The 19,085-nt window shown below is 40.8% G+C and carries 19 protein-coding genes; 2 read left to right on the forward strand and 17 right to left on the reverse strand.

Features of this window, described 5'->3' with window-relative positions; translation table 11 throughout:
• Window positions 1-198: 198 nt before the first annotated feature.
• Entirely contained in the window at window positions 199-1,287 is a 1,089-nt protein-coding gene (locus AC2TFD_RS28435) for a substrate-binding domain-containing protein (protein ID WP_484674494.1), read from the forward strand.
• A gap of 214 nt (window positions 1,288-1,501) precedes the next feature.
• Here AC2TFD_RS28435 and AC2TFD_RS28440 read toward each other — a convergent pair whose 3' ends face one another.
• The 6 genes from AC2TFD_RS28440 to AC2TFD_RS28465 form a co-directional block, all read right to left on the reverse strand.
• A complete protein-coding gene (locus AC2TFD_RS28440) occupies window positions 1,502-1,867 on the reverse strand; it encodes an enolase C-terminal domain-like protein (protein WP_484676381.1) in 366 nt (121 codons plus the stop codon).
• Between the two features lie 494 nt (window positions 1,868-2,361).
• Window positions 2,362-2,661, reverse strand: a complete 300-nt coding sequence (locus tag AC2TFD_RS28445) for a Zn-ribbon domain-containing OB-fold protein (RefSeq protein ID WP_484674495.1) — start codon at window positions 2,659-2,661, stop codon at window positions 2,362-2,364.
• Between the two features lie 5 nt (window positions 2,662-2,666).
• Window positions 2,667-3,797 carry a thiolase C-terminal domain-containing protein gene (locus AC2TFD_RS28450; protein WP_484674496.1) on the reverse strand — a complete coding sequence of 377 codons (1,131 nt, stop codon included), beginning with the start codon at window positions 3,795-3,797 and terminating at the stop codon, window positions 2,667-2,669.
• Between the two features lie 17 nt (window positions 3,798-3,814).
• On the reverse strand, window positions 3,815-4,561 hold the full coding sequence (locus AC2TFD_RS28455; RefSeq protein ID WP_484676382.1) for an SDR family NAD(P)-dependent oxidoreductase: 747 nt from the start codon (window positions 4,559-4,561) through the stop codon (window positions 3,815-3,817).
• A gap of 16 nt (window positions 4,562-4,577) precedes the next feature.
• Complete coding sequence (locus AC2TFD_RS28460) at window positions 4,578-5,897, reverse strand: MFS transporter (RefSeq protein ID WP_484674497.1); 1,320 nt, start codon at window positions 5,895-5,897, stop codon at window positions 4,578-4,580.
• Between the two features lie 107 nt (window positions 5,898-6,004).
• Window positions 6,005-7,564 carry an AMP-binding protein gene (locus AC2TFD_RS28465; protein ID WP_484674498.1) on the reverse strand — a complete coding sequence of 520 codons (1,560 nt, stop codon included), beginning with the start codon at window positions 7,562-7,564 and terminating at the stop codon, window positions 6,005-6,007.
• Window positions 7,565-7,737: 173 nt separating this feature from the next.
• On the opposite strand from AC2TFD_RS28465, the gene AC2TFD_RS28470 reads away from it, so the two are divergent.
• Window positions 7,738-8,337: a TetR/AcrR family transcriptional regulator gene (locus tag AC2TFD_RS28470; protein WP_484674499.1), complete on the forward strand. Its 600-nt coding sequence runs from the start codon at window positions 7,738-7,740 to the stop codon at window positions 8,335-8,337.
• A gap of 190 nt (window positions 8,338-8,527) precedes the next feature.
• Here the strand turns inward: AC2TFD_RS28470 and AC2TFD_RS28475 are convergent, their stop codons facing one another.
• The 11 genes from AC2TFD_RS28475 to AC2TFD_RS28525 all read right to left on the reverse strand — a co-directional run bounded on the left by AC2TFD_RS28475 (window position 8,528) and on the right by AC2TFD_RS28525 (window position 19,045).
• Window positions 8,528-8,659 (reverse strand): FbpB family small basic protein, encoded by a 132-nt coding sequence (locus tag AC2TFD_RS28475; RefSeq protein WP_335509977.1) that lies wholly within the window; start codon window positions 8,657-8,659, stop codon window positions 8,528-8,530.
• Between the two features lie 295 nt (window positions 8,660-8,954).
• Complete coding sequence (locus AC2TFD_RS28480) at window positions 8,955-9,671, reverse strand: LutC/YkgG family protein (protein WP_484674500.1); 717 nt, start codon at window positions 9,669-9,671, stop codon at window positions 8,955-8,957.
• Window positions 9,668-11,098, reverse strand: coding sequence for a LutB/LldF family L-lactate oxidation iron-sulfur protein (locus tag AC2TFD_RS28485; RefSeq protein ID WP_484674501.1), 1,431 nt, complete (start codon window positions 11,096-11,098; stop codon window positions 9,668-9,670). The genes AC2TFD_RS28480 and AC2TFD_RS28485 overlap by 4 nt, the downstream gene beginning before the upstream one ends.
• 32 nt (window positions 11,099-11,130) lie before the next feature.
• The gene (locus AC2TFD_RS28490; protein ID WP_484674502.1) at window positions 11,131-11,847 is read right to left on the reverse strand and encodes a (Fe-S)-binding protein; all 717 of its coding nucleotides are present in this window, start codon (window positions 11,845-11,847) and stop codon (window positions 11,131-11,133) included.
• Between the two features lie 398 nt (window positions 11,848-12,245).
• Complete coding sequence (gucD, locus tag AC2TFD_RS28495) at window positions 12,246-13,721, reverse strand: alpha-ketoglutaric semialdehyde dehydrogenase GucD (RefSeq protein ID WP_484674503.1); 1,476 nt, start codon at window positions 13,719-13,721, stop codon at window positions 12,246-12,248.
• 23 nt (window positions 13,722-13,744) lie between these two features.
• Window positions 13,745-14,911: a UxaA family hydrolase gene (locus tag AC2TFD_RS28500; protein ID WP_484676383.1), complete on the reverse strand. Its 1,167-nt coding sequence runs from the start codon at window positions 14,909-14,911 to the stop codon at window positions 13,745-13,747.
• Window positions 14,883-15,209 (reverse strand): UxaA family hydrolase, encoded by a 327-nt coding sequence (locus tag AC2TFD_RS28505; RefSeq protein WP_484674504.1) that lies wholly within the window; start codon window positions 15,207-15,209, stop codon window positions 14,883-14,885. The genes AC2TFD_RS28500 and AC2TFD_RS28505 overlap by 29 nt, the downstream gene beginning before the upstream one ends.
• Window positions 15,193-16,116 (reverse strand): fumarylacetoacetate hydrolase family protein, encoded by a 924-nt coding sequence (locus AC2TFD_RS28510; RefSeq protein WP_484674505.1) that lies wholly within the window; start codon window positions 16,114-16,116, stop codon window positions 15,193-15,195. Before AC2TFD_RS28510 ends, AC2TFD_RS28505 begins: the two co-directional genes overlap by 17 nt.
• Before the next feature lie 42 nt (window positions 16,117-16,158).
• Window positions 16,159-17,442 (reverse strand): TRAP transporter large permease, encoded by a 1,284-nt coding sequence (locus AC2TFD_RS28515; RefSeq protein WP_484674506.1) that lies wholly within the window; start codon window positions 17,440-17,442, stop codon window positions 16,159-16,161.
• Window positions 17,439-17,975 carry a TRAP transporter small permease gene (locus AC2TFD_RS28520; protein WP_484674507.1) on the reverse strand — a complete coding sequence of 179 codons (537 nt, stop codon included), beginning with the start codon at window positions 17,973-17,975 and terminating at the stop codon, window positions 17,439-17,441. The genes AC2TFD_RS28515 and AC2TFD_RS28520 overlap by 4 nt, the downstream gene beginning before the upstream one ends.
• A gap of 62 nt (window positions 17,976-18,037) precedes the next feature.
• A complete protein-coding gene (locus tag AC2TFD_RS28525) occupies window positions 18,038-19,045 on the reverse strand; it encodes a C4-dicarboxylate TRAP transporter substrate-binding protein (RefSeq protein ID WP_484674508.1) in 1,008 nt (335 codons plus the stop codon).
• Window positions 19,046-19,085: the final 40 nt, after the last annotated feature.

Consider the following 19,085-nt stretch of genomic DNA (forward strand, 5'->3'; position numbering starts at 1 on the left):
AGTTTTTCCTTTTCCCTTTTAAAATTTTTGTAATAGGAGGTATTCGTGAGTTACCTTTTTAATATTTACAATTTTCCAATTGTTCGTGCGAATTAGAGTAGAATGTTTTAATTCATTCAAAATCATGATAAAATATGTCCATACAAATTTTCGGGATAAAGAATTAGGATGCGAACAACTATGAAAGAAGTGAATGAAATGAAGCCAAAGTATCAGGTTATTATTGATGATATAAAAAGTAAAATTCTCTCAGGAGATTACCGCGAAGGAGAACAAATTCCTACTGAATCAGCCTTACAAGAACAGTATGAAGTTAGCCGTCACACTGTTCGAAAGGCCATACTAGATCTATCAAATGAGGGATTCCTAAGAAGCGAAAAGGGCTCTGGTACTTATGTTAGTAACCAATATCAAACAAAGTCTCTCGCGAATTCTAATAATAAAACAATCGGTGTAATCACGACCTACATATCTGATTATATTTTCCCCTCAATTATTCGTGGAATCGAAGGGAGATTGAATGAGGATAATTATTCGTTACTATTAGCTAGTACAAATAATGATGTCAAACAAGAAAAAAAAGCTTTGGAAATGATGTTGTCATTTGGCGTAGATGGTTTGATTGTTGAACCTACAAAAAGCAATCTATACAATCCTAATATTGCTTACTACCTATCGTTCAAGGAACAGGATGTTCCATTCATCATGATCAATGCTTATTATGAAGAATTAGATGTTCCTTTCCTTTGTCTCGATGACGTGCAGTCTGGCTATCTCGCAACAAAAGAATTGATTTCGAAAGGACACACAAAAATTGGACTCATTTCAAAAACGGATGATTTACAAGGAAAGTATCGAATGAAGGGGTATATAAAAGCGCTTGGAGAAGCCAAATTACGATTTCAACCAGAGCATGTGCTTTCGTTCAATACTGAGACGAAGTTGGACCTATACACTAACTTGAAAAAGTTCCTAAATGAAAATAGAGACGTGTTGACTGCAATTGTTTGCTATAACGACCAGGTAGGATTGGAAGTGGTAAATGTATGCAGACAACTTGATATTTCTGTTCCGGAAAAATTATCAATTATTGGCCAGGACAATTCTTTCATTGCCAAAAATGCTAATATCAACCTAACGACATTGACACACCCACAAGAACAAATGGGACGTGATGCAGCTGATTGGATTATTAAGAAATTACAAGGGAAAAAGAACTTACCGAATGAAACATATTATCAACCAGTGTTAGTTGAAGGCGAGACTGTAAAAGAATTAGAAGTATAATAATCTGTTGCCAATGCATAAGAACAGTGCCTGTCACTCCCCGAATAATATCGAAGGAATCGACAAAAAGCGGGTGGTGACAGGCACCATAGCCTAATGGTCCCCCCCAATAGAAAAGCTTGCAGACATCTGTTTCGCCTGCAAGCTTTTCTGTTAAGATTTACGGGGTTACGGATGTACCATCTGGCCACCTAGTCAAAGTCCATTGAGGTAATTAATTGTGACAAGGGTATTTTTTAGCTTCTTCTTCATCAATATCAATACCAAGCCCTGGTCGTTGATTCGGGTACACGAACCCTTTTTTGATTTCCTGACATCCAGGAAAAACTTCTCTAATATGCTCACTAAACCCGTAATATTCTTGAATTCCAAAGTTTGGACTACTTACATTAAGATGGACATTAGCAGCATGACCAACAGGAGAAACATCAGCCGGTCCGTGCCATGCTGTACGGATGCCAAACATCTCACATGCTGCTGTTATTTTCCGTGCTGGGGTAATTCCACCTATTTGACTAACATGAATCCGAATAAAATCTATTAATCTATTTTTAATTAAAATTTTAATAATATTTACAATATACTAACAGTGTGATTTAGTTTCATTTATACATTGGGGCACTTCCTAAGTAAGTGCCCCTCTCTATTTTCTAATAACACCAATTTAAAAAAGCTGGCAGAACCGTCCTCCATGGTCTCGACTTCGGACATGCTCTGGCTTTTTTAGCCCTTCCTTGTCCGAAGTTGAAACGACTTCGGACTCGACCTTGCCTTTTTAACCCTTCCTTGTCCGAAGTTCACACAACTTCGGACACGTCCTTGCTTTTTTGGCCCTTCCTTGTCCGAAGTTCACACAACTTCGGACACGTCCTTGCTTTTTTGGCCCTCCCTTTTCCGAAGTTGACACGACTTCAAAATGCCGGGGGACGGTTCTCGTGGTTCGATTATGGTTAGGTATCTCCCAAAGTTTCATTTATACATATCGGTGTCACCTACTAGATAGGTGCCCATCTCTATTTCATAAACCACCAATTAAAAAGCCATCAGAACCGTCCCCATGGTCTCCATGGTCTCTCACACAAACTTTTTAAAATGATAACCCCCATTTTCAAATTTTGAAAAATAAACCGTTTCCCCTATTTGTACTGGTTCCTCTATACGGGCAGTTACTTTTAGTGCGGCAGCCTTTAATTGAATGATGGCAACGGTATATGGACTTTCTTGAACAAATTCCGCTGGTGGCACGTAAATGGTTGTTACAGAATAAACCGTACCTTCACCAGAAATGTTCCGTTCACTAATTGGTTCATTTTCGAAATCGGAGGAAAATGGCTTTGTCAGATAACTCTTGTTTTTATACTCATAAATAATCATAGTGTTCACACCCTTTCCAATACATGTACGACAGAGTATGCGCCAGTGCCACCTAAGTTTTGTGACATTCCAATTCGTGCATTTTTGACTTGGTTTACAGCTTCTCCTCTTAATTGAAGGACAATTTGAACGAACTGAGCTGTACCCGTTGCCCCAATTGGGTGGCCTCTTGATAAAAGACCTCCACTTGTATTGATTGGTGTTTTACCGTTTAATCCAGCTTGACCCTCCTCAACGAATCTCCAACCCTCCAGACGATTGGAAAAGCCTAGCCCTTCTATAGCAAGAAGTTCTGTGATGGAGAAGCAATCGTGAACCTCTACAACGTCAATATCAGACGGGCCAACTCCGGCTTGTTCGTAAGCGAGCTTCCCTGAATTGATAATGGCAGGAATTTGTAGAATGGAATCCAAGTCCTGGATATTTGTCGGACCAGACACTTGAACAGATGCCCGGATTTTAACTGCGCTTGGATTTCTACTTAAAACTACACTCGCTGCCCCATCTGTTATCGGGGAACAATCGAATAGGCCAAGTGGATCCGTTATCTGTTTCGCTTGTATAACTTCTTCCATGGTCGTAGGCTTTCTGAATTGTGCAAGTGGATTGTTAATTGCATATGAACGATTCTGCAATACAACATTCGCCAGATGTTCCTTTGTTGCACCACTTTCATACATATATCGATTCGCTAGTAGTCCAAAGAAACCCGGGAATGTTAAACCAGCATTTTTTTCACTTGAATCATTATCCATGGCTGCATTTATTGCCTGCGTCACAACGTCTGTCGCAGCATGTTTCATTTTTTCTCCGCCAACAACAAGTACGTTTTCGTAAGCACCACTTAAAATACCAATCACAGCTTGACGAATGGCAATGCCTCCAGAGGCACATGCACCTTCTACTTTCAATGAAGGAATATGGCCAAGCTCTAGATCATTGACAAGCATGGCGCCTAGAATTTCCTGGTTAGCAATTGCCCCGCCCATGAAGTTTCCAACAAATACCGCATCAATTTTCGGATGTCCTGCATCCTTTAAAGCATCCCTCGCAGCTTGAAGTAAAAGCTCTTTTAATGAATAGTCAATATGTTTACCGAATGGTGTAATGCCAACACCGCTTACAAATACATCCATCTCTAACCTCTCCTTTATTACATATAAGCGCCGCCATCAACGACAATCACTTGACCAGTTATAAAACTAGCATCCTTTGAAACTAGATAACTTACAGCTGAAGCAATTTCAGCAGGTTGTCCCATACGATTAATAGATTGCTGACTAGTATCGTAAGGAATCCCTCTTGTAATCGCTGTTTCCGTTGCCCCCGGTGCGACAGAATTACAAGTAATATTATATTCTCCTATTTCCCGAGCTACCCATTTCGTGAGCGCAATAATGCCGCCCTTAGACGCTGCATAGGCCGGGCCAGACCTGCCGACAGTATCATCACCTGATTTCGCACCGCCATTTAGGCCTGAAATAGAACTAATATTGATAATTCTGCCGCCCTTTTGCTCCTTCATATATGGATAGACAACTGCTTGAGTAAATAAGAAGGTTGAAAGGAGGTTTGTATTGATATCCCTTTGCCAATCCTCAATCGTCATCGTTTCTAAATTTAACCGGCTTGCGGTTCCTGCATTATTGACAAGTATATCAATGGTGCCAAATGTATCGGCCGTTTCTTTTACAACATGTTTTATAAAATTGGCATCTAGAATATCACCACGTTGTTCAACATGCCCCTCCCCTTGCATTTGCTTCAATGTTTCTTCACAAGAGTTTTTATCCACTAATACGACTTGAATATCTTTTTGACTTAAAGATAAGGCGATACCTTGTCCAATCCCACTTGCCGCCCCTGTTACAATCGCTGTTTGTTTTGACAATTCACACACTCCAAATATTTTAGATTTAAGCTTTTTTTGCGTCTCTTTGACCGTTTTCCTCTGTTTGATCATGATGTTGATCGCCATATTGTGTAATTTTACGGGTGTCTGGTGAGAATATTGCCAAAACAAGTGAAAGGATTAGTCCTACAATCATAAATCCACCGAATATATAGGGGGATGGACCAAATTTCGCACCCATTTCTGTCCAAAGCATTGGCCCAAATCCTACAATTGCAGCAGCGACTTGATAACCTAGACCAAGCCCCGTATAACGCACATTGGCCGGGAACAATTCAGAGAAAAATGTTCCTTGTGTAGCGAAAATGGCACTCCAAACTACACCTAATAATAACACTTGCATAATGTAGAACATGGTTGTGCTTTGACCAATCATAGTGAAATATGGAATGGCTAATACGATCAACGATACGACCCCGCCGATATAGATGGTTTTACGACCGATAAAATCAGATAAATATCCAGTCAATGGAATCGTAATAATCATGGTTGCACAACTTAGTGTTAAAGCCAATAATGCCACATCACGACTATGACCTAGAAACGTCGTTGCATAAAACAAGATAAAGGACATAAGGAATACATTGAAAAAACCGTCTCCCAGTTTTAAACCAATCAAGCGAAAAATATCCTTTTTGTGGTATTTAAAGGCATCAATAATCGGTACCTTTGCAATCTCTCCTTGTTCCTTTTTCCTTTTAAATTCAGGAGTCTCTTCAATACTGCTGCGAATCCAAATCGCTAAAAGTACTAATACTGCACTAAAAAGGAATGGGATCCTCCAGCCCCAGGCCATAAATTGTGCTTCTGTCGTTAATGAACTGATTAACGTAAAACTAAATGTTCCGAGAACTAATCCAATCGGTACGCCTAATTGTGGAATCGAACCAAAGAAACCACGCACACCTTTTGTTGCAGATTCTGTTGCAAGTAAAACAGCTCCACCCCATTCACCACCAAGAGCAATTCCTTGTAGTAAACGTAAAACGACAAGCGCGATTGGCGCCACTAAACCAACTTGCGCATAGGTCGGAAGCAGTCCAATCATAAACGAACTTCCCCCCATCCCGATCAGTGTCAGCATGAGGGATGCCTTCCTTCCAATGCGGTCTCCCATATGCCCAAAAATGATACTTCCAAGAGGTCGTGCAGCATAACCTGCTCCAAAAGTAGCAAAGGCAATCAAAACAGAAATTGTCGGATTTTCTGATGGGAAGAATAAAGTAGCAAATACAATTCCTGTTGCTGTTCCGTAAAGATAGAAGTCATACCATTCAATGATGGATCCTGCTAAACTAGCTAATAATACTTTGACATTTTTCATAGATTCGCCTTCCTTCTTATAGAAGATGTTTAAAAAGTATGGTAAAACTAACACATCGAATTTCTTAAAGCTAAACCGTCTCGAACTTCTCGGTTTTCTCTATCCTCTTATATGGTCAGTAATTTACGCAGAATATGTTTCTGGATTTTCCCAACAGGTGTACGAGGGAAATCTTCTACAAATTCAATAAACTCTGGAACTTTAAACTTTGCTAATCTTTGTTGGCAATGTTCAATGAGCTCTGCTTCAGACACTGCACTACCTTTATTTACTATGACATATGCTTTGATGGCCTCATCTCGCATCTCATCCGGTATACCAATAACAGCAGCTTCGTAGACAGCTTCATGCTCGACTAACACGCTTTCCACTTCATTCGCCGCTACATTTTCACCTGAACGCTTAATCATATCCTTCATCCGATCAACAAAGTAAAAATAGCCATCTTCTCCGACATAAGCATTGTCCCCTGTTAAAAGCCAATCGCCTTTGAATGTTTGTCTTGTTGCTTCGTCATTTTTAAAATATCCCTTCATCAATGTTCTGCCGCGAACACCTTTGACAGCAATTTGGCCGACTTCTCCATCAGCCACTTCATATCCGTTTTCATCAAGTAATTTTACTTCACAGCCAATGCTTGGCTTTCCAATGCTCATATTTTTTCGAATGTCATTGATTGGATTGATTAATGGAACACCAATGGTCTCAGTCATCCCATACATTTGCAGCAGTTTAAGATTGAATTTTCCTTCAAATTCAGTTAATTGATGTTCCGCTACTGACTGTGCGAAAGTGATTAAACGGATCGGGTTATCCCGGTCATTCTCATCATATTCCTTTGCCAGTATCATTCGAATCGGAGCTGCAAATAGTGAACCAATCGTACCACCAAGGGCCTTTGCTTGTTTAAAATAACGCGATGCACTAAATTTCTCTGTTAACGCAATACTAGCCCCTACTACAAGTGCAGACATGGTTGAGTAATACTGTGCATTGCCATGAAATAAAGGTAAAACGATGAACGGCCGATCGTTCTCAGTTAAATTGATCGATTTTGACATTAATTCACCGGTATAAATATAATTTCCATTCGTCACCTGTACGCCTTTTGGTTTGGAAGTTGTCCCTGATGTATAAAGCATAGCTACAACATCCTCAGAAAGTATCTCCGGGAAAGCTTCTGTACCATCAGATGAGTTTTCTATTAAATCATTAAAGTTAATAACCCCTTCAACCGCTTGGTCACAGCGAGTAATGATGGTATGTTGAATCGTTGGCAATTCCTTGCGTATCCCATCAAACTTATCTAAATACTCAGCTTCAGTCATCAATACAATAGCCTCAGAATGATTAATAATGTATTTCATCTCATCAGCTGTTGATAAAATATTGGTTGGGACCATGATGGCTCCAATATTCGCCAGTGCAAACCACGTTGTAAAAAATTCCATATTATTTGGTAAATGTAAAACAACATGATCCCCTTTTTTTAGACCTAACTTCAAGAAAGCATTACTTAATTTGTTCACTTCTTCTTGGAATTCTTTATACGTTTTTTTATAACGTTGTTCATTTGCATCTTCAAAATGAATAAATACCTTCTCCTCATGCTGCTTGACCTTATCCGCTAATAGTGAACGTAATGTTCTTTTTCCGATTATATCCACTTACACCTCTCCTTTGTTAGCGTTTACATTTCATAGACTATAGTCTATAAGATAATATACTTACACTTTAACTGTCAATATAATTTTCTGATTATTTTTATAAATCATAAGATTATAACTTCAGTAATTATGTTAAAATAGGAATCAATTAAAGGACGAGTAGGTGTTCGATCATGGAAAGGAAAACGAGGGAGCAGCAAGCAGAAGAAACAAGACAGAGAATCTATCAGACAGCTTTAAAACTTTTTGAAAAAAAAGGGTTTAATCAAGTAAGCGTAGATGAAATTGTTCAAAAAAGCAAAAGCTCAAAAGGGGCATTCTATGGGCATTTCTCATCAAAATACGATATTTTTTTAGAAAAGTTTAGAGAAATAGATTCATTTTATGAAAATTTTGCTCACTCCTTACCAAGTCATATGCATTTTGAAGACAAAGTGATTTCCCTTTTCGACGCACAATTGACCTACTTAAAAAATGAACTGGGAGAAGATTTGATGAGGAGTGTTTATACGAGCGGCTTAATCAGAAATGAAGCAAACTTTTTCGCCAACTCGGAGAGAAGCTTATATAAAATTTTAAATAGGTTTGTGCATGAAGCCATTAAAAATGGAGAACTACCAAAATCAACAGATATTAGTAAAACCAGTTTTTTCATTTCAAGATGTATGCGCGGTACTCTTTATGACTGGCTTTCATTTGGCGACAACGATCCTTCAAATGATGAAGCGAAAACGTTTATAGCTATCTTTCTAAGAGGTTTGAGCCACGGGTGAGCCACGGGGACGGTTCTCATGGCTAAGAAATTTGTCTCCCCAAACCTCGTTTATAATAGGAAAATGTTCTTCTCTATTTTCTTATATTATCATAAAAAATCCGCAGAACCTTCCCCACGGACCCCCGGAATAAAAGTGAGGGTGAAATCATTGTGATTTCACCCTCACTTCATATTGGAACCCGTTAAGGTTAAGCCAGCCTTTTTACTTCATGCCGCTCTTCTATCCGTTTTTCTATCTTCTCCATAGCCTTTTTATCGTTTAAAAGCTCCTTTTTATTTTCTTCAATAAGATTCTTCATGGATTTAATTTCTTTACGCACTTTTGTATGACTCCCTTTGCTGTTTTCTGAATTTTCTATATTTATATAATACACCAAAATTAGAATAATTCCAAACCAAACGACTTTAAACAATTTATCAAAATATTTCTAGTCGTTCTACTGTTTCTGCACCTTCAGCAACAACATCCATTTCTGTGCCGCAGGGACGGTTCTCATGGTCCCTAGATTACCATTCCCTTATGCATTAAAAGACCATCAGAACCGTCCCCCTGGTCACCCCTGGTCACAGAAATGACTAAACCTCATTTCCCTAAAGAAATGCTAAGGGATTATATTATATATCATCCACTACAATGTAGGTTGTTTTAATGGGTCCATGAACGCCCACGACTAGGATCATTTCGATGTCTGCTGAGTTGCTTGGTCCTGTGATGAAGTTAATGCAGGAGGCGATTTGTTCGCCGTTTTTTACTTTTTCATTTATGATACGGGCCGCTTGTGTCATGCGGGGAACGATACTGCTTTTTGGGATAATAATGATGGAAGTTGCCGGTAAAAAACTGACTGTTCTCCCTTTATCCTTGCTGCTAAAGAGAACCGCTGTACCTGATTCTGCCAGTGTTACATCACTGATCGTAATTCCGACATTTGCAGCCTCGGCCTTCACGATATTTTCTTTGCCTTTTGTATGATTCCAAATATGAAGATCAATCCCCTCTTGAGGCCATTCTTCCTTCATTAATTTTCCAAGGCCAAATTGAGAAAAGCGCTCATCTTTCCATGTGACAATTGGGCCTCCGCCATAGTGGTTTACCACTTCATTTAATGAGTCAGATAGCTTCGCAGTTGAGGTCATGACAAAATTTGTATGAATATTTTTACATTGTTCCCGTAATACGTCCACAAGCTCATCTTGTGTGGTGCCTTTTAGAACTTCATCTTGGGGATGGAATTTCCAGACCGGTCTTTCTATTTTCGTTTTTTGTTCACGGCCTAGCTGACTGGATATTTTTCCCAGAAAGGCATTTCGATTCTGTATAATACCGGTCATGATGGATTCCCTCCTTGTGGACGATTTTTAAACCAATCACGGAATCTTTCTTTATTTGGTGCAGGGAAATCTCTAGATTCTGTCCATGCCTTTAAAGGTCCTGGTCCTTTTGTAATTTTTTCATCCTTTGTTAATGGTGACATAACCGGCGCTGCCAGTTTTGAACCGATTTTATAAAGTGCAGGGGATGATGCACCAAAACCGAATGCTTTCATTAATAGCTTTTCAGATATCGGAGCTCGTCCTTCTTTTTCCACGATGACTTGGCGATGCTTATGAAGAAGCTGATGCAGCGGAATCTTCACCGGACATGCCTCTGTACATGCCCCGCATAAAGTGGAGGCAAATGGTAACTCTTTATAATCATCATATCCTCCTAGTAATGGTGAGAGCACCGCACCGACAGGACCAGAATAGATGGAGCCGTATGAATGACCACCGACATGCCGATAAACAGGACAAGCATTAACACAGGCTGCACATCGGATACATTGGAGAATGGATTGGAATTCTCCGCCAAGAATGTCTGATCTGCCGTTATCGACAATAACAAGATGAAACTCTTCTGGACCGTCGATATCGCCTTCCTCTTTCGGACCAGTTAATGTGGTGATATAGCTTGTCAGTTTTTGCCCTACGGCACTTCTTGTTAATAAACTAACAAGGACTTCCATTTCCTCAAAGGTTGGAACAAGTCTTTCCATTCCCATTACTGTTATTTGTGTTTTCGGTAAAGCGCATACTAAATCGGCATTTCCTTCATTTGTCACGAGGGTAATTGAGCCGGTTTCAGCAATGGCAAAGTTACATCCTGTGATTCCGATATCTGCTGTCAAATATTCTTGCCGCAATTTTTCACGCGCATGTAAAGCGAGCTCTTCTGGTTTTTCTGAATGTTGATATCCATGCTTCTCTTTAAAAACATCACGGATTTGCTCCTTATTTTTATGCAGCGCAGGAACAACAATGTGAGAAGGAGGCTCATGGTCATCCTCTTGCAAAATGTATTCCCCTAGGTCTGTTTCAATCACCTCACAACCTAATTGCTCAAGACCTGCATTTAAATGGATCTCTTCCGTCACCATCGACTTTGACTTTACGATCTTTTTAGCGCCTTTGTGTTCCGCGACATTCTTAATATACTCCGTTGCCTCTTCAGCCGTTTGCGCAAAGAAGACATGTCCTCCTCGTTTGGAGACATTCTCACTTAGCTGATATAAATAATAGTCTAGGTTTTCTAGTACATGCTGGCGGATTTCTTCCCCGTGCAAGCGCCAATCCTCCCAGTTCCCTAACTCTTCTGCAGCCCCCAAACGACGTGATTGAAATCGTCCTTGGGCACTCGAAACAGCTCCACGCATGAAGGAATCGTGCAGTCCTTTATCAACGCGGTCAGTAAACTTGTCTTCGCTTATTTTCATCGACATTAGTCATCCCCCCTTTTAATCGTGTAATCTATTTATCGGCTATTAAGGACCTCTGCAATATGCATGACTTTAACTGGCATGCCTTTTCGGGCAATACGGCCGCCTATATTCATTAAGCATCCAGCATCTGCCCCAATTAATATATCTGCCCCGGTCTCTTCAACTGTACAAACCTTTTCTTCAACCATTTGCTCTGAGATATTCCCCATTTTAACGGAGAAGGTGCCTCCGAATCCGCAGCATCTCTCTTTACCTGGTAGCTCGGTGAATTTTAACCCTTTTACATGACTTAAAAGGCGCATCGGTGCTTGTTTGACTCCGAGTAATCTTGTCATATGACATGAGGTGTGGAAGGTTGCTTTACCTTCTAATTTTGCACCCACATCTTGTACTTTTAACACATCGACGATAAATTCCGTAAATTCATAGGTTTTATCCGCCAGGGCTTGCGCTTTTGGCTCCCAAACAGGATCCCCCTTAAAGATGTGCGGGTATTCTTTAAACATATAGGCACAGGAGCCAGCTGGAGAAACGACATATTCCGCATATTCAAAGGTAGTAATCATACTTTTCATTGCTTCCTTTGATTCTTTTACGTACCCACTGTTATAGGAAGGCTGCCCGCAGCAAATTTGTGATTCTGGAAAATCAATTTCACATCCGAGTCTTTCAAGTACTTCCACTGTTGCTTTGCCTACATCACCTTGAAACATATCTACTAAGCAAGTAGCAAAAAGGGTGACTTTCATTTTTCTCGCTCCCTTAACGATAATCTTTTACTTGATTCATACTTCTTCAGGTTTCATGATTGTTTTTTAACTCTGGTTGATAGATGATAAATTAAAAAATAAGCTCTCTCCATGAGCGGGAGAGCTATGTATATGTAAATGTATATGATCAAAATCAGTAGTCTATTATGAAATAAACCCATTCTTGATGCTAGACTAAATAGTAGACTTATAATAAAAAGGAGAAGTGCGCTAACACTTCTCCTTGCAGCCTTTACCGTCAGGGTGATGGTTGTCAAAGTAGTTTATTTATGAGAACCACCACCCCAACAATATTCAGCTGCAACTCTATCTATCACTCTTTAGTTTTCTAACAACCTATCAATTTTCGACAATATTCGAGGAGTTACCAGGCACCGCTATACCAAACTCCCCTTCACAAACACCGTCTTAATAGCCGTAAAAAACTCCTTCGCTGCTTCTCCCTGCTCCCTAGATCCTGTGCTGGATGCTTTCATTCCGCCAAATGGTGCCTGAAGCTCAACGCCAGCACTTTCTGCATTAATTCTTACAAGACCCGCTTCCATGTCATCCACAAAACTTAATAAAGAATTAATGTTGGTTGTGAAAATAGAAGCACTTAATCCGTATTTTGTATCATTGGCAATCTCAATAGCTTCTTCTATTGAACCCGCTTTAATTAAAGCAATAACAGGACCAAAAATTTCCTCTTGAGCGATCGCCATTTGTGGATTCACATTTTCAAAGATAGCCGGAGTAATGTAAAACCCATTTTTCAACTCCCCTTCATCCAAGACAACGCCGCCTAAGACTAAGGAAGCTCCTTCCTCTTTTCCTTTTTCAATATAGTCAATCACTGTCTGAAACTGGCTTTCACTAGCGCATGGGCCCATCCAGACACCATCCGCCATACCATTGCCCACGGTGATTTTTTTCGTTTGAGCGACCAATTTCTCCTTAAATTCTTCATAGACCGCTTCTTCTACAATCACCCGGCTTGAGGCTGTACATTTTTGTCCTGTGGAACGGAAGGCCCCGCTGATAACCGCTTCAACGGCCTGGTCAAGATTGGCATCCGCCGCAACAATTACAGGATTCTTGCCGCCCATTTCCAATTGGAACTTGATGCCGCGGTTTGCCGCTGATTGTGCTACAGTTTTACCAACACCTTCAGAGCCTGTGAAGGTAATAGCATTTAATAATGGATGATCAATTAATCCCTGTCCGATGATAGAGCCTGATCCGGTGATAAAATTCAAAACACCTTCAGGGAAGCCGGCCTTTACAAAGCAATCGACAACCTTAGCTGCTGTCACTGCGGCTTCTGTAGCTGGCTTCAGCACTATAGTGTTTCCATAAACAAGGGCAGGGGCAATTTTCCAAATGGGAATGGCGACTGGGAAATTCCACGGAGTAATGACTCCAACAACCCCTAGAGGGACCCGTTTAGTAAACATTAATGCATCCTTATCAGTAGACGGAATCACATCCCCATCTTTACGCAGGCCTTCTCCTGCATAATAGCGAAGAATCGCGACCCCTCTGGCAGTTTCACCTTTCGCTTCCGGAAGGGTTTTACCCATTTCTCTTGTCATGGTTTCAGCAATATCATCGAGATTTTCTTCAAGGATATTGGCTGCCTTGAACAGAAGCTGTCCTCTTGCTGCCTGGCCAAGCTTGTGCCAAGCCTTTTTCGCACGATGAGCCGCTTCAACGGCTTTGTTCAAATCCTCCAACGTTGACTTTTGCACATATCCGACAATCTCTTCTTTGTTTGCCGGGTTAATACTCTCGATTACTTCCTGCGCAGAAGATTCAACCCACTCGTTATCAATGAAATTTTTATAAGTTTTTTCCTTATGAATCGTTTGCATACGACCAACAATCTCCTTCCCTATTAAAAAGTAGGACCAATTCTCCAAATCCCAAAATCGTGCTGTTTTAATATTTCAGCCTTTGTTAATTTTCCAGAAGAAACCTTCACGATTTCATCAAAAATTCGATGACCTACTGAATCAATCGATTCGTTCCCTTCAATAATAGTCCCGGCATTTAAATCAATATTTTCTGACATTCTTTCAAAAATGCCGCTATTCGTTGATATTTTAATGGCAGGGGCAATCGGCGATCCTGTCGGTGTTCCCCTTCCAGTCGTGAATAGGACAACCTGCGCACCGCCGGCGACCATTCCCGTTAACTGTTCAATGTCATGTCCAGGTGTATCCATCCAAACAAGACCTTTTTTCGTCGGCTCCTCGGCATAATCAATAATCTCCTGCAGCGGTCTCGTTCCCGCTTTAGCGGCAGCCCCCAATGATTTTTCCTCAAGGGTGCTGAGCCCGCCCTTTTTGTTTCCTGGGCTAGGGTTTCCGGTACGGATGTCGACGCCCATTTTTAGTGAACGGTTTTCCATTGCCTTAATGATTTGATAAGCTTTTTCAGCAATCTTATCATCGACAGCCCGTTCAGCGAGTAAGTGCTCGGCGCCGATTAACTCCGTTGTTTCTGCTAAAATAGCAGTCCCGCCGCGATCAATAATCATATCACTGACATATCCGACCGCAGGGTTGGCAGATAAACCTGAGCAGGCATCAGAGCCGCCGCATTCTGTCCCAATAATTAATTCACTTATGTCACAAATCTCTCTTGTTTGAGCGGAGGCCTCTTGGACCATTTTTGCAGCGATTCTTGCTCCTTCCGCAATCGCCGATAAGGTGCCGCCCTCATCCTGAATCGATACAACTTCTACCGGTTTATTGTATTTTTTCAGTTCGCCCGCTACACTTCTGGCTTGGTGGGTTTCACAGCCTAATCCTAAAACCACGACTCCATATACATTTGGATTGGCCCCCATTCCTACATAGGTACGGAAGGTTTGCTCATAGTCAATTCCGACTTGAGCACATCCATGCTGATGAATAAACGATACCGTTCCATGGACCAACTCCGTAATTTGTCTCGCTACTTGGGTCGCACATGTGATTGTTGGTAAAATTAACACATGATTACGAACGCCTACTCTTCCATCCGCTCTTCTATATCCCCAAAATTGATTGCTGCTCAGTTCCAACCTGATCACCTCTTCCTCTCACACCTTCGATATTATGAATATGAACATGCTCTCCTGGTTCAATATCCTTTACAGCTCTTCCAATCACTTCACCGTATTTTAAAATATACGTCTCCTTTGTAATCAAAGTTAACGCAAATTTATGGCCAAACTCGATATCCTTTAGCAGCTTGACCGATACTTTTTTATCCTGGGACCCAAGCGTGATAACGGCATTCGCAGGAATAAATTCAAGGGCTGTTGCGACATTATCGTTCGGATTAATCATGACTGCTTTATAGTGTTGATCCATTTGGCAAAGTCTCCTCCGCTAAAGTTTTCACCGATGCTTTCACCGGATTGCTTAATACACCGATTTCCGGAATTTCAATTTCAATGAAATCGCCATCCAGGAGCGTAAATTCATTCGGTGGCACAATACAGGTTCCCGTTAACAGGACAGTCCCATCAAAAACAACATTATCTCTTAAAAGGAACGAAATTAATTCCTCGTATTTCCTTTTTAATTGCTTCGTGTTGGCAAACCCTTCTACGACCTGTTCTCCATTCCGATAAATCCGACAAATGATATCAAGATTATAAGGATTTTCAACCGCTTCCGTCAGAAGCATGGCCGGCCCGATCGAGCAGGAATTCTTCCAAACCTTCGCCTGCGGAAGATAGAGTGGATTCTCCCCCTCAATATCCCTAGAGCTCATATCATTTCCAATCGTGTAGGCCAAAATTTCTCCCTTACGATTGATGACAAGTCCCAGTTCCGGTTCAGGAATCTGCCAATTCGAATCACTTCGAATAAATACATCCGAGTTCGGACCTACTAATCTAGCAGCAGTAGATTTTAGAAAAAGCTCTGGGCGCTCCGCATCGTACACCTTGTCATAGAAGGTGGCGGCATCTAATTTTCCGCCGGTTGCTTCATAATTTCGTGCTTCTTTACTCTTTTCATACGTTACCCCAGCAGCCCATACCTCGGGTGCTTCAATTGGCGCAAGCAAGGAAAGTTCCTCGAGCTTTACCTTTTCGGGCAGCTGATTTTTAATCACTTCTTTAATAAGCGAGGAAGGACTTTGATTTGTATTCTCAGCATAATCTACTAATTCCAAAAAGTCCTTATATAGGAGGTTATATACCTCTGATTGATCGGTTAGTGCAGCTAAAACAGATGAACCATTATCATCTTGATATCGAATAACCCGCATCATGATTCTCCTTTTCTATTCATTTTTGCTGAGGGGTAATTCCTACAACATCATACCTGGTAACCATAAGGAAATAGCTGGTATAAATGTAATCAGCAATAAAGCAATTATTAGAACAACATAAAACGGAAGAACTTCTTTTAAAAACTCCTCAATTTTCACATTAGCTGTAGAACAAACGGTAAAAATAGCAGTCCCTAATGGAGGTGTGATGGTCCCGATTCCAATATTAAATAGGAAAACCATTCCTAAGTGTACGGGATCGATGCCGTAGGCCTGACCCATCGGGATAAGCAAAGGAGTTAAAATGACGATGGCCACATTTCCTTCAATAAACATTCCTAGAATTAATAAGAAAAGATTTAAGATTAATAGGAAAGCAATAGGTGTACTTACTAGGTCAGTTACATATTGAGTGGCTACATGCGGGATTCGCTCCCAGGTTAAGATCCAGCCGAACGCCGAGCCAGCTGCGATGATGACTAAGATGGATGCAGATGTTGAAACAGATTCTTTAAGTGCCTCTTTTAAGTGAGACAGCTTCATTTCACGATAGAACAAAAATCCGATTAATAAGGCATAAACAATCGCAACGGCTCCCGCTTCAGTAGGGGTAAAAACACCGATTCGAATTCCCCCGATGATGATAACCGGCAATAATAGGGCAAGAATGGCATTCTTTGATGCGGTAAACACTTCTTTAGGACGAGCCATTTTTTCTCTTGATGGAAGATAGCCTCTTTTTTTCGCTACGAAATGAACGGCAATCATCATTAAAAAGCATGTCATCAAGCCTGGTATAACTCCCGCCATGAAAAGCTTCCCGATGGAAACATTACCGATATACCCATATAAAATCATTCCGATACCCGGCGGAATTAGTGGTGTGATAAGAGACGATGCTCCGATAACAGAGGCCGAGAAACCTGGGGCATACCCCTTCTTCACCATCTGCGGATGCATCATTTTTGCCTGCATCGCCGCATCTGCCAAACCAGATCCTGACAAACCGCCCATGATGGTACTCAGGACAATACTTACTTGAGCCAATCCACCAGGCAGATGTCCGGTCATTGCTTCAGCGAAGTCGGCAATTCTGCGGGTAATCCCTGTATAGTTCATTAACACACCAGCGACCACGAAAAAGGGGATTGCGAGCAGGGGAACGGATTCAATACCCGCAATCATTCGCTGCACGAGCAGCATTGGTTCTACCTGCATGGAAAGTAAGAAATAAATTAAGCTGCTTCCAATAATCGCAAAGGCTACGGGAATACCGATTAAAAACAATACTATTAAGGATACCGAAGCAACGGCTACTGTCATATTTTCGCCTCCTCCTGTGTTGTAGTTTGGTAATCTTCTATTTTATGGACTGTACTAAGAGCTTGCGTTTTTTTCAGGCTTTTGCGGATTCGTAAAATAATATGAGCGGCAGCAAAAATTCCGCTTAAGACCACTGCAACATCAATATATATGTAACTAACCCTTAGAACCGGTGTCAGACGTGATGCCGCTTGTGCGGTTAATTGACTTCCTAAATAAACAAAAACAAAAATATTGATAAAGCCAACAATCAATTCTTTTCCTAATAAGGCAAACTTTTTGAAAGAGGGATTTAGCTTTTCTACAAAATATTCAATACCAACATGTCCGTTTTCCTTTTCAACGACGCTTGCTCCAAGAAAAGTGAACCATACGAATAACGCTAAGGTCATTTCTTCTGTCCAAGTTAGAGGCTCTCCTAATACGAATCTCATAAATACCCCGATAACCGATACGCTAATGATTAATACAAGCGAAATAGAAGCGAATATGTTATCAAGATTGGCTATCAAGCGTCCCAACTGCTTTAACATCGAATCATTCCCCCCTTTTTAGTTGGGATGAGAAATCTCCCCTTCTCATCCCCAATCTATCCTTACTGCTCCAAAATCTTTTGAACCTTGTCGTACAAGCCTGGGCTCCAATCGTCCATTTCTTTATAAACGGACTTCGTAGCTTCTTTAAACGCTTTTTTGTCAGGTTCGACTACCGTTACCCCAGCACTCTTTAATTCCTTCAGTACAGATTCTTCTGACTCATTTACTTTCTTTTCCATAAACTCACCGGCCTCATCACCAGTTTCCTTTAACACTTTCACGATATCTTCCGGGAGGCTTTCCATATAAGACTGACCAGCAATCCACTGAATAATCATATTGGTGTGACCCGTTACAGATAAGAATTTAGCTTTCTCATAAACCTTTGATCCTTGAATAACAGGAAGCGGGTTTTCCATCCCGTCAATGACACCTTGTGCAATCGATGGATATACTTCACCAAGCGGCAGCGGTGTAGCCGTTGCTCCCATTTTCTCCATGATTTTTATTGATAACGGGTTACTTGGGACACGAACTTTAAGCCCTTTTAAATCCTTTGGTTCCTTTACTTCTTTTGTCGTAATTAAGTGACGGTCGCCATAAATCCACTTGGTTGAAACGATATGCAGACCTTGACTTTGCAAGTCTTTTTCTAACCCTTTAAACCAGTCGCTGTCTGTTACTTTAAACAAGTCCTCATAGTTCTCAGATAAATAGGGGGCAGAGAGGATTCCAATGTCTGGAACATAATCCATTAAAAAGCTGGCATCCGCAATATGAATAATATTGGCACCTGTTTTCATCTGTTCAATGGCATCCTGCTTAGAACCAAGCTGTGAACTTGGATAAAGCTCAATTTTAATTTTTCCTTTACTTTTTTCTTCAGCTAGCTTTTTCCACTCCTGTACCGCTAAATCTACCGGTTCACCTGGCTGATTTTCATAACCAATTTTAATGGTGTAAACATCTTTCTTCCCTGAAGCACCTTCCGATTTACCACATCCAACTAGAATCATAGAAATACACAAACATAATGCTAAAAATAGTGCAGGCCCTTTGTTTTTCACGTTTTTCCCCCCAATATATTATTTTTGTAACCCTTTTCAT

Source organism: Neobacillus sp. plas4 (genome assembly GCF_057221695.1).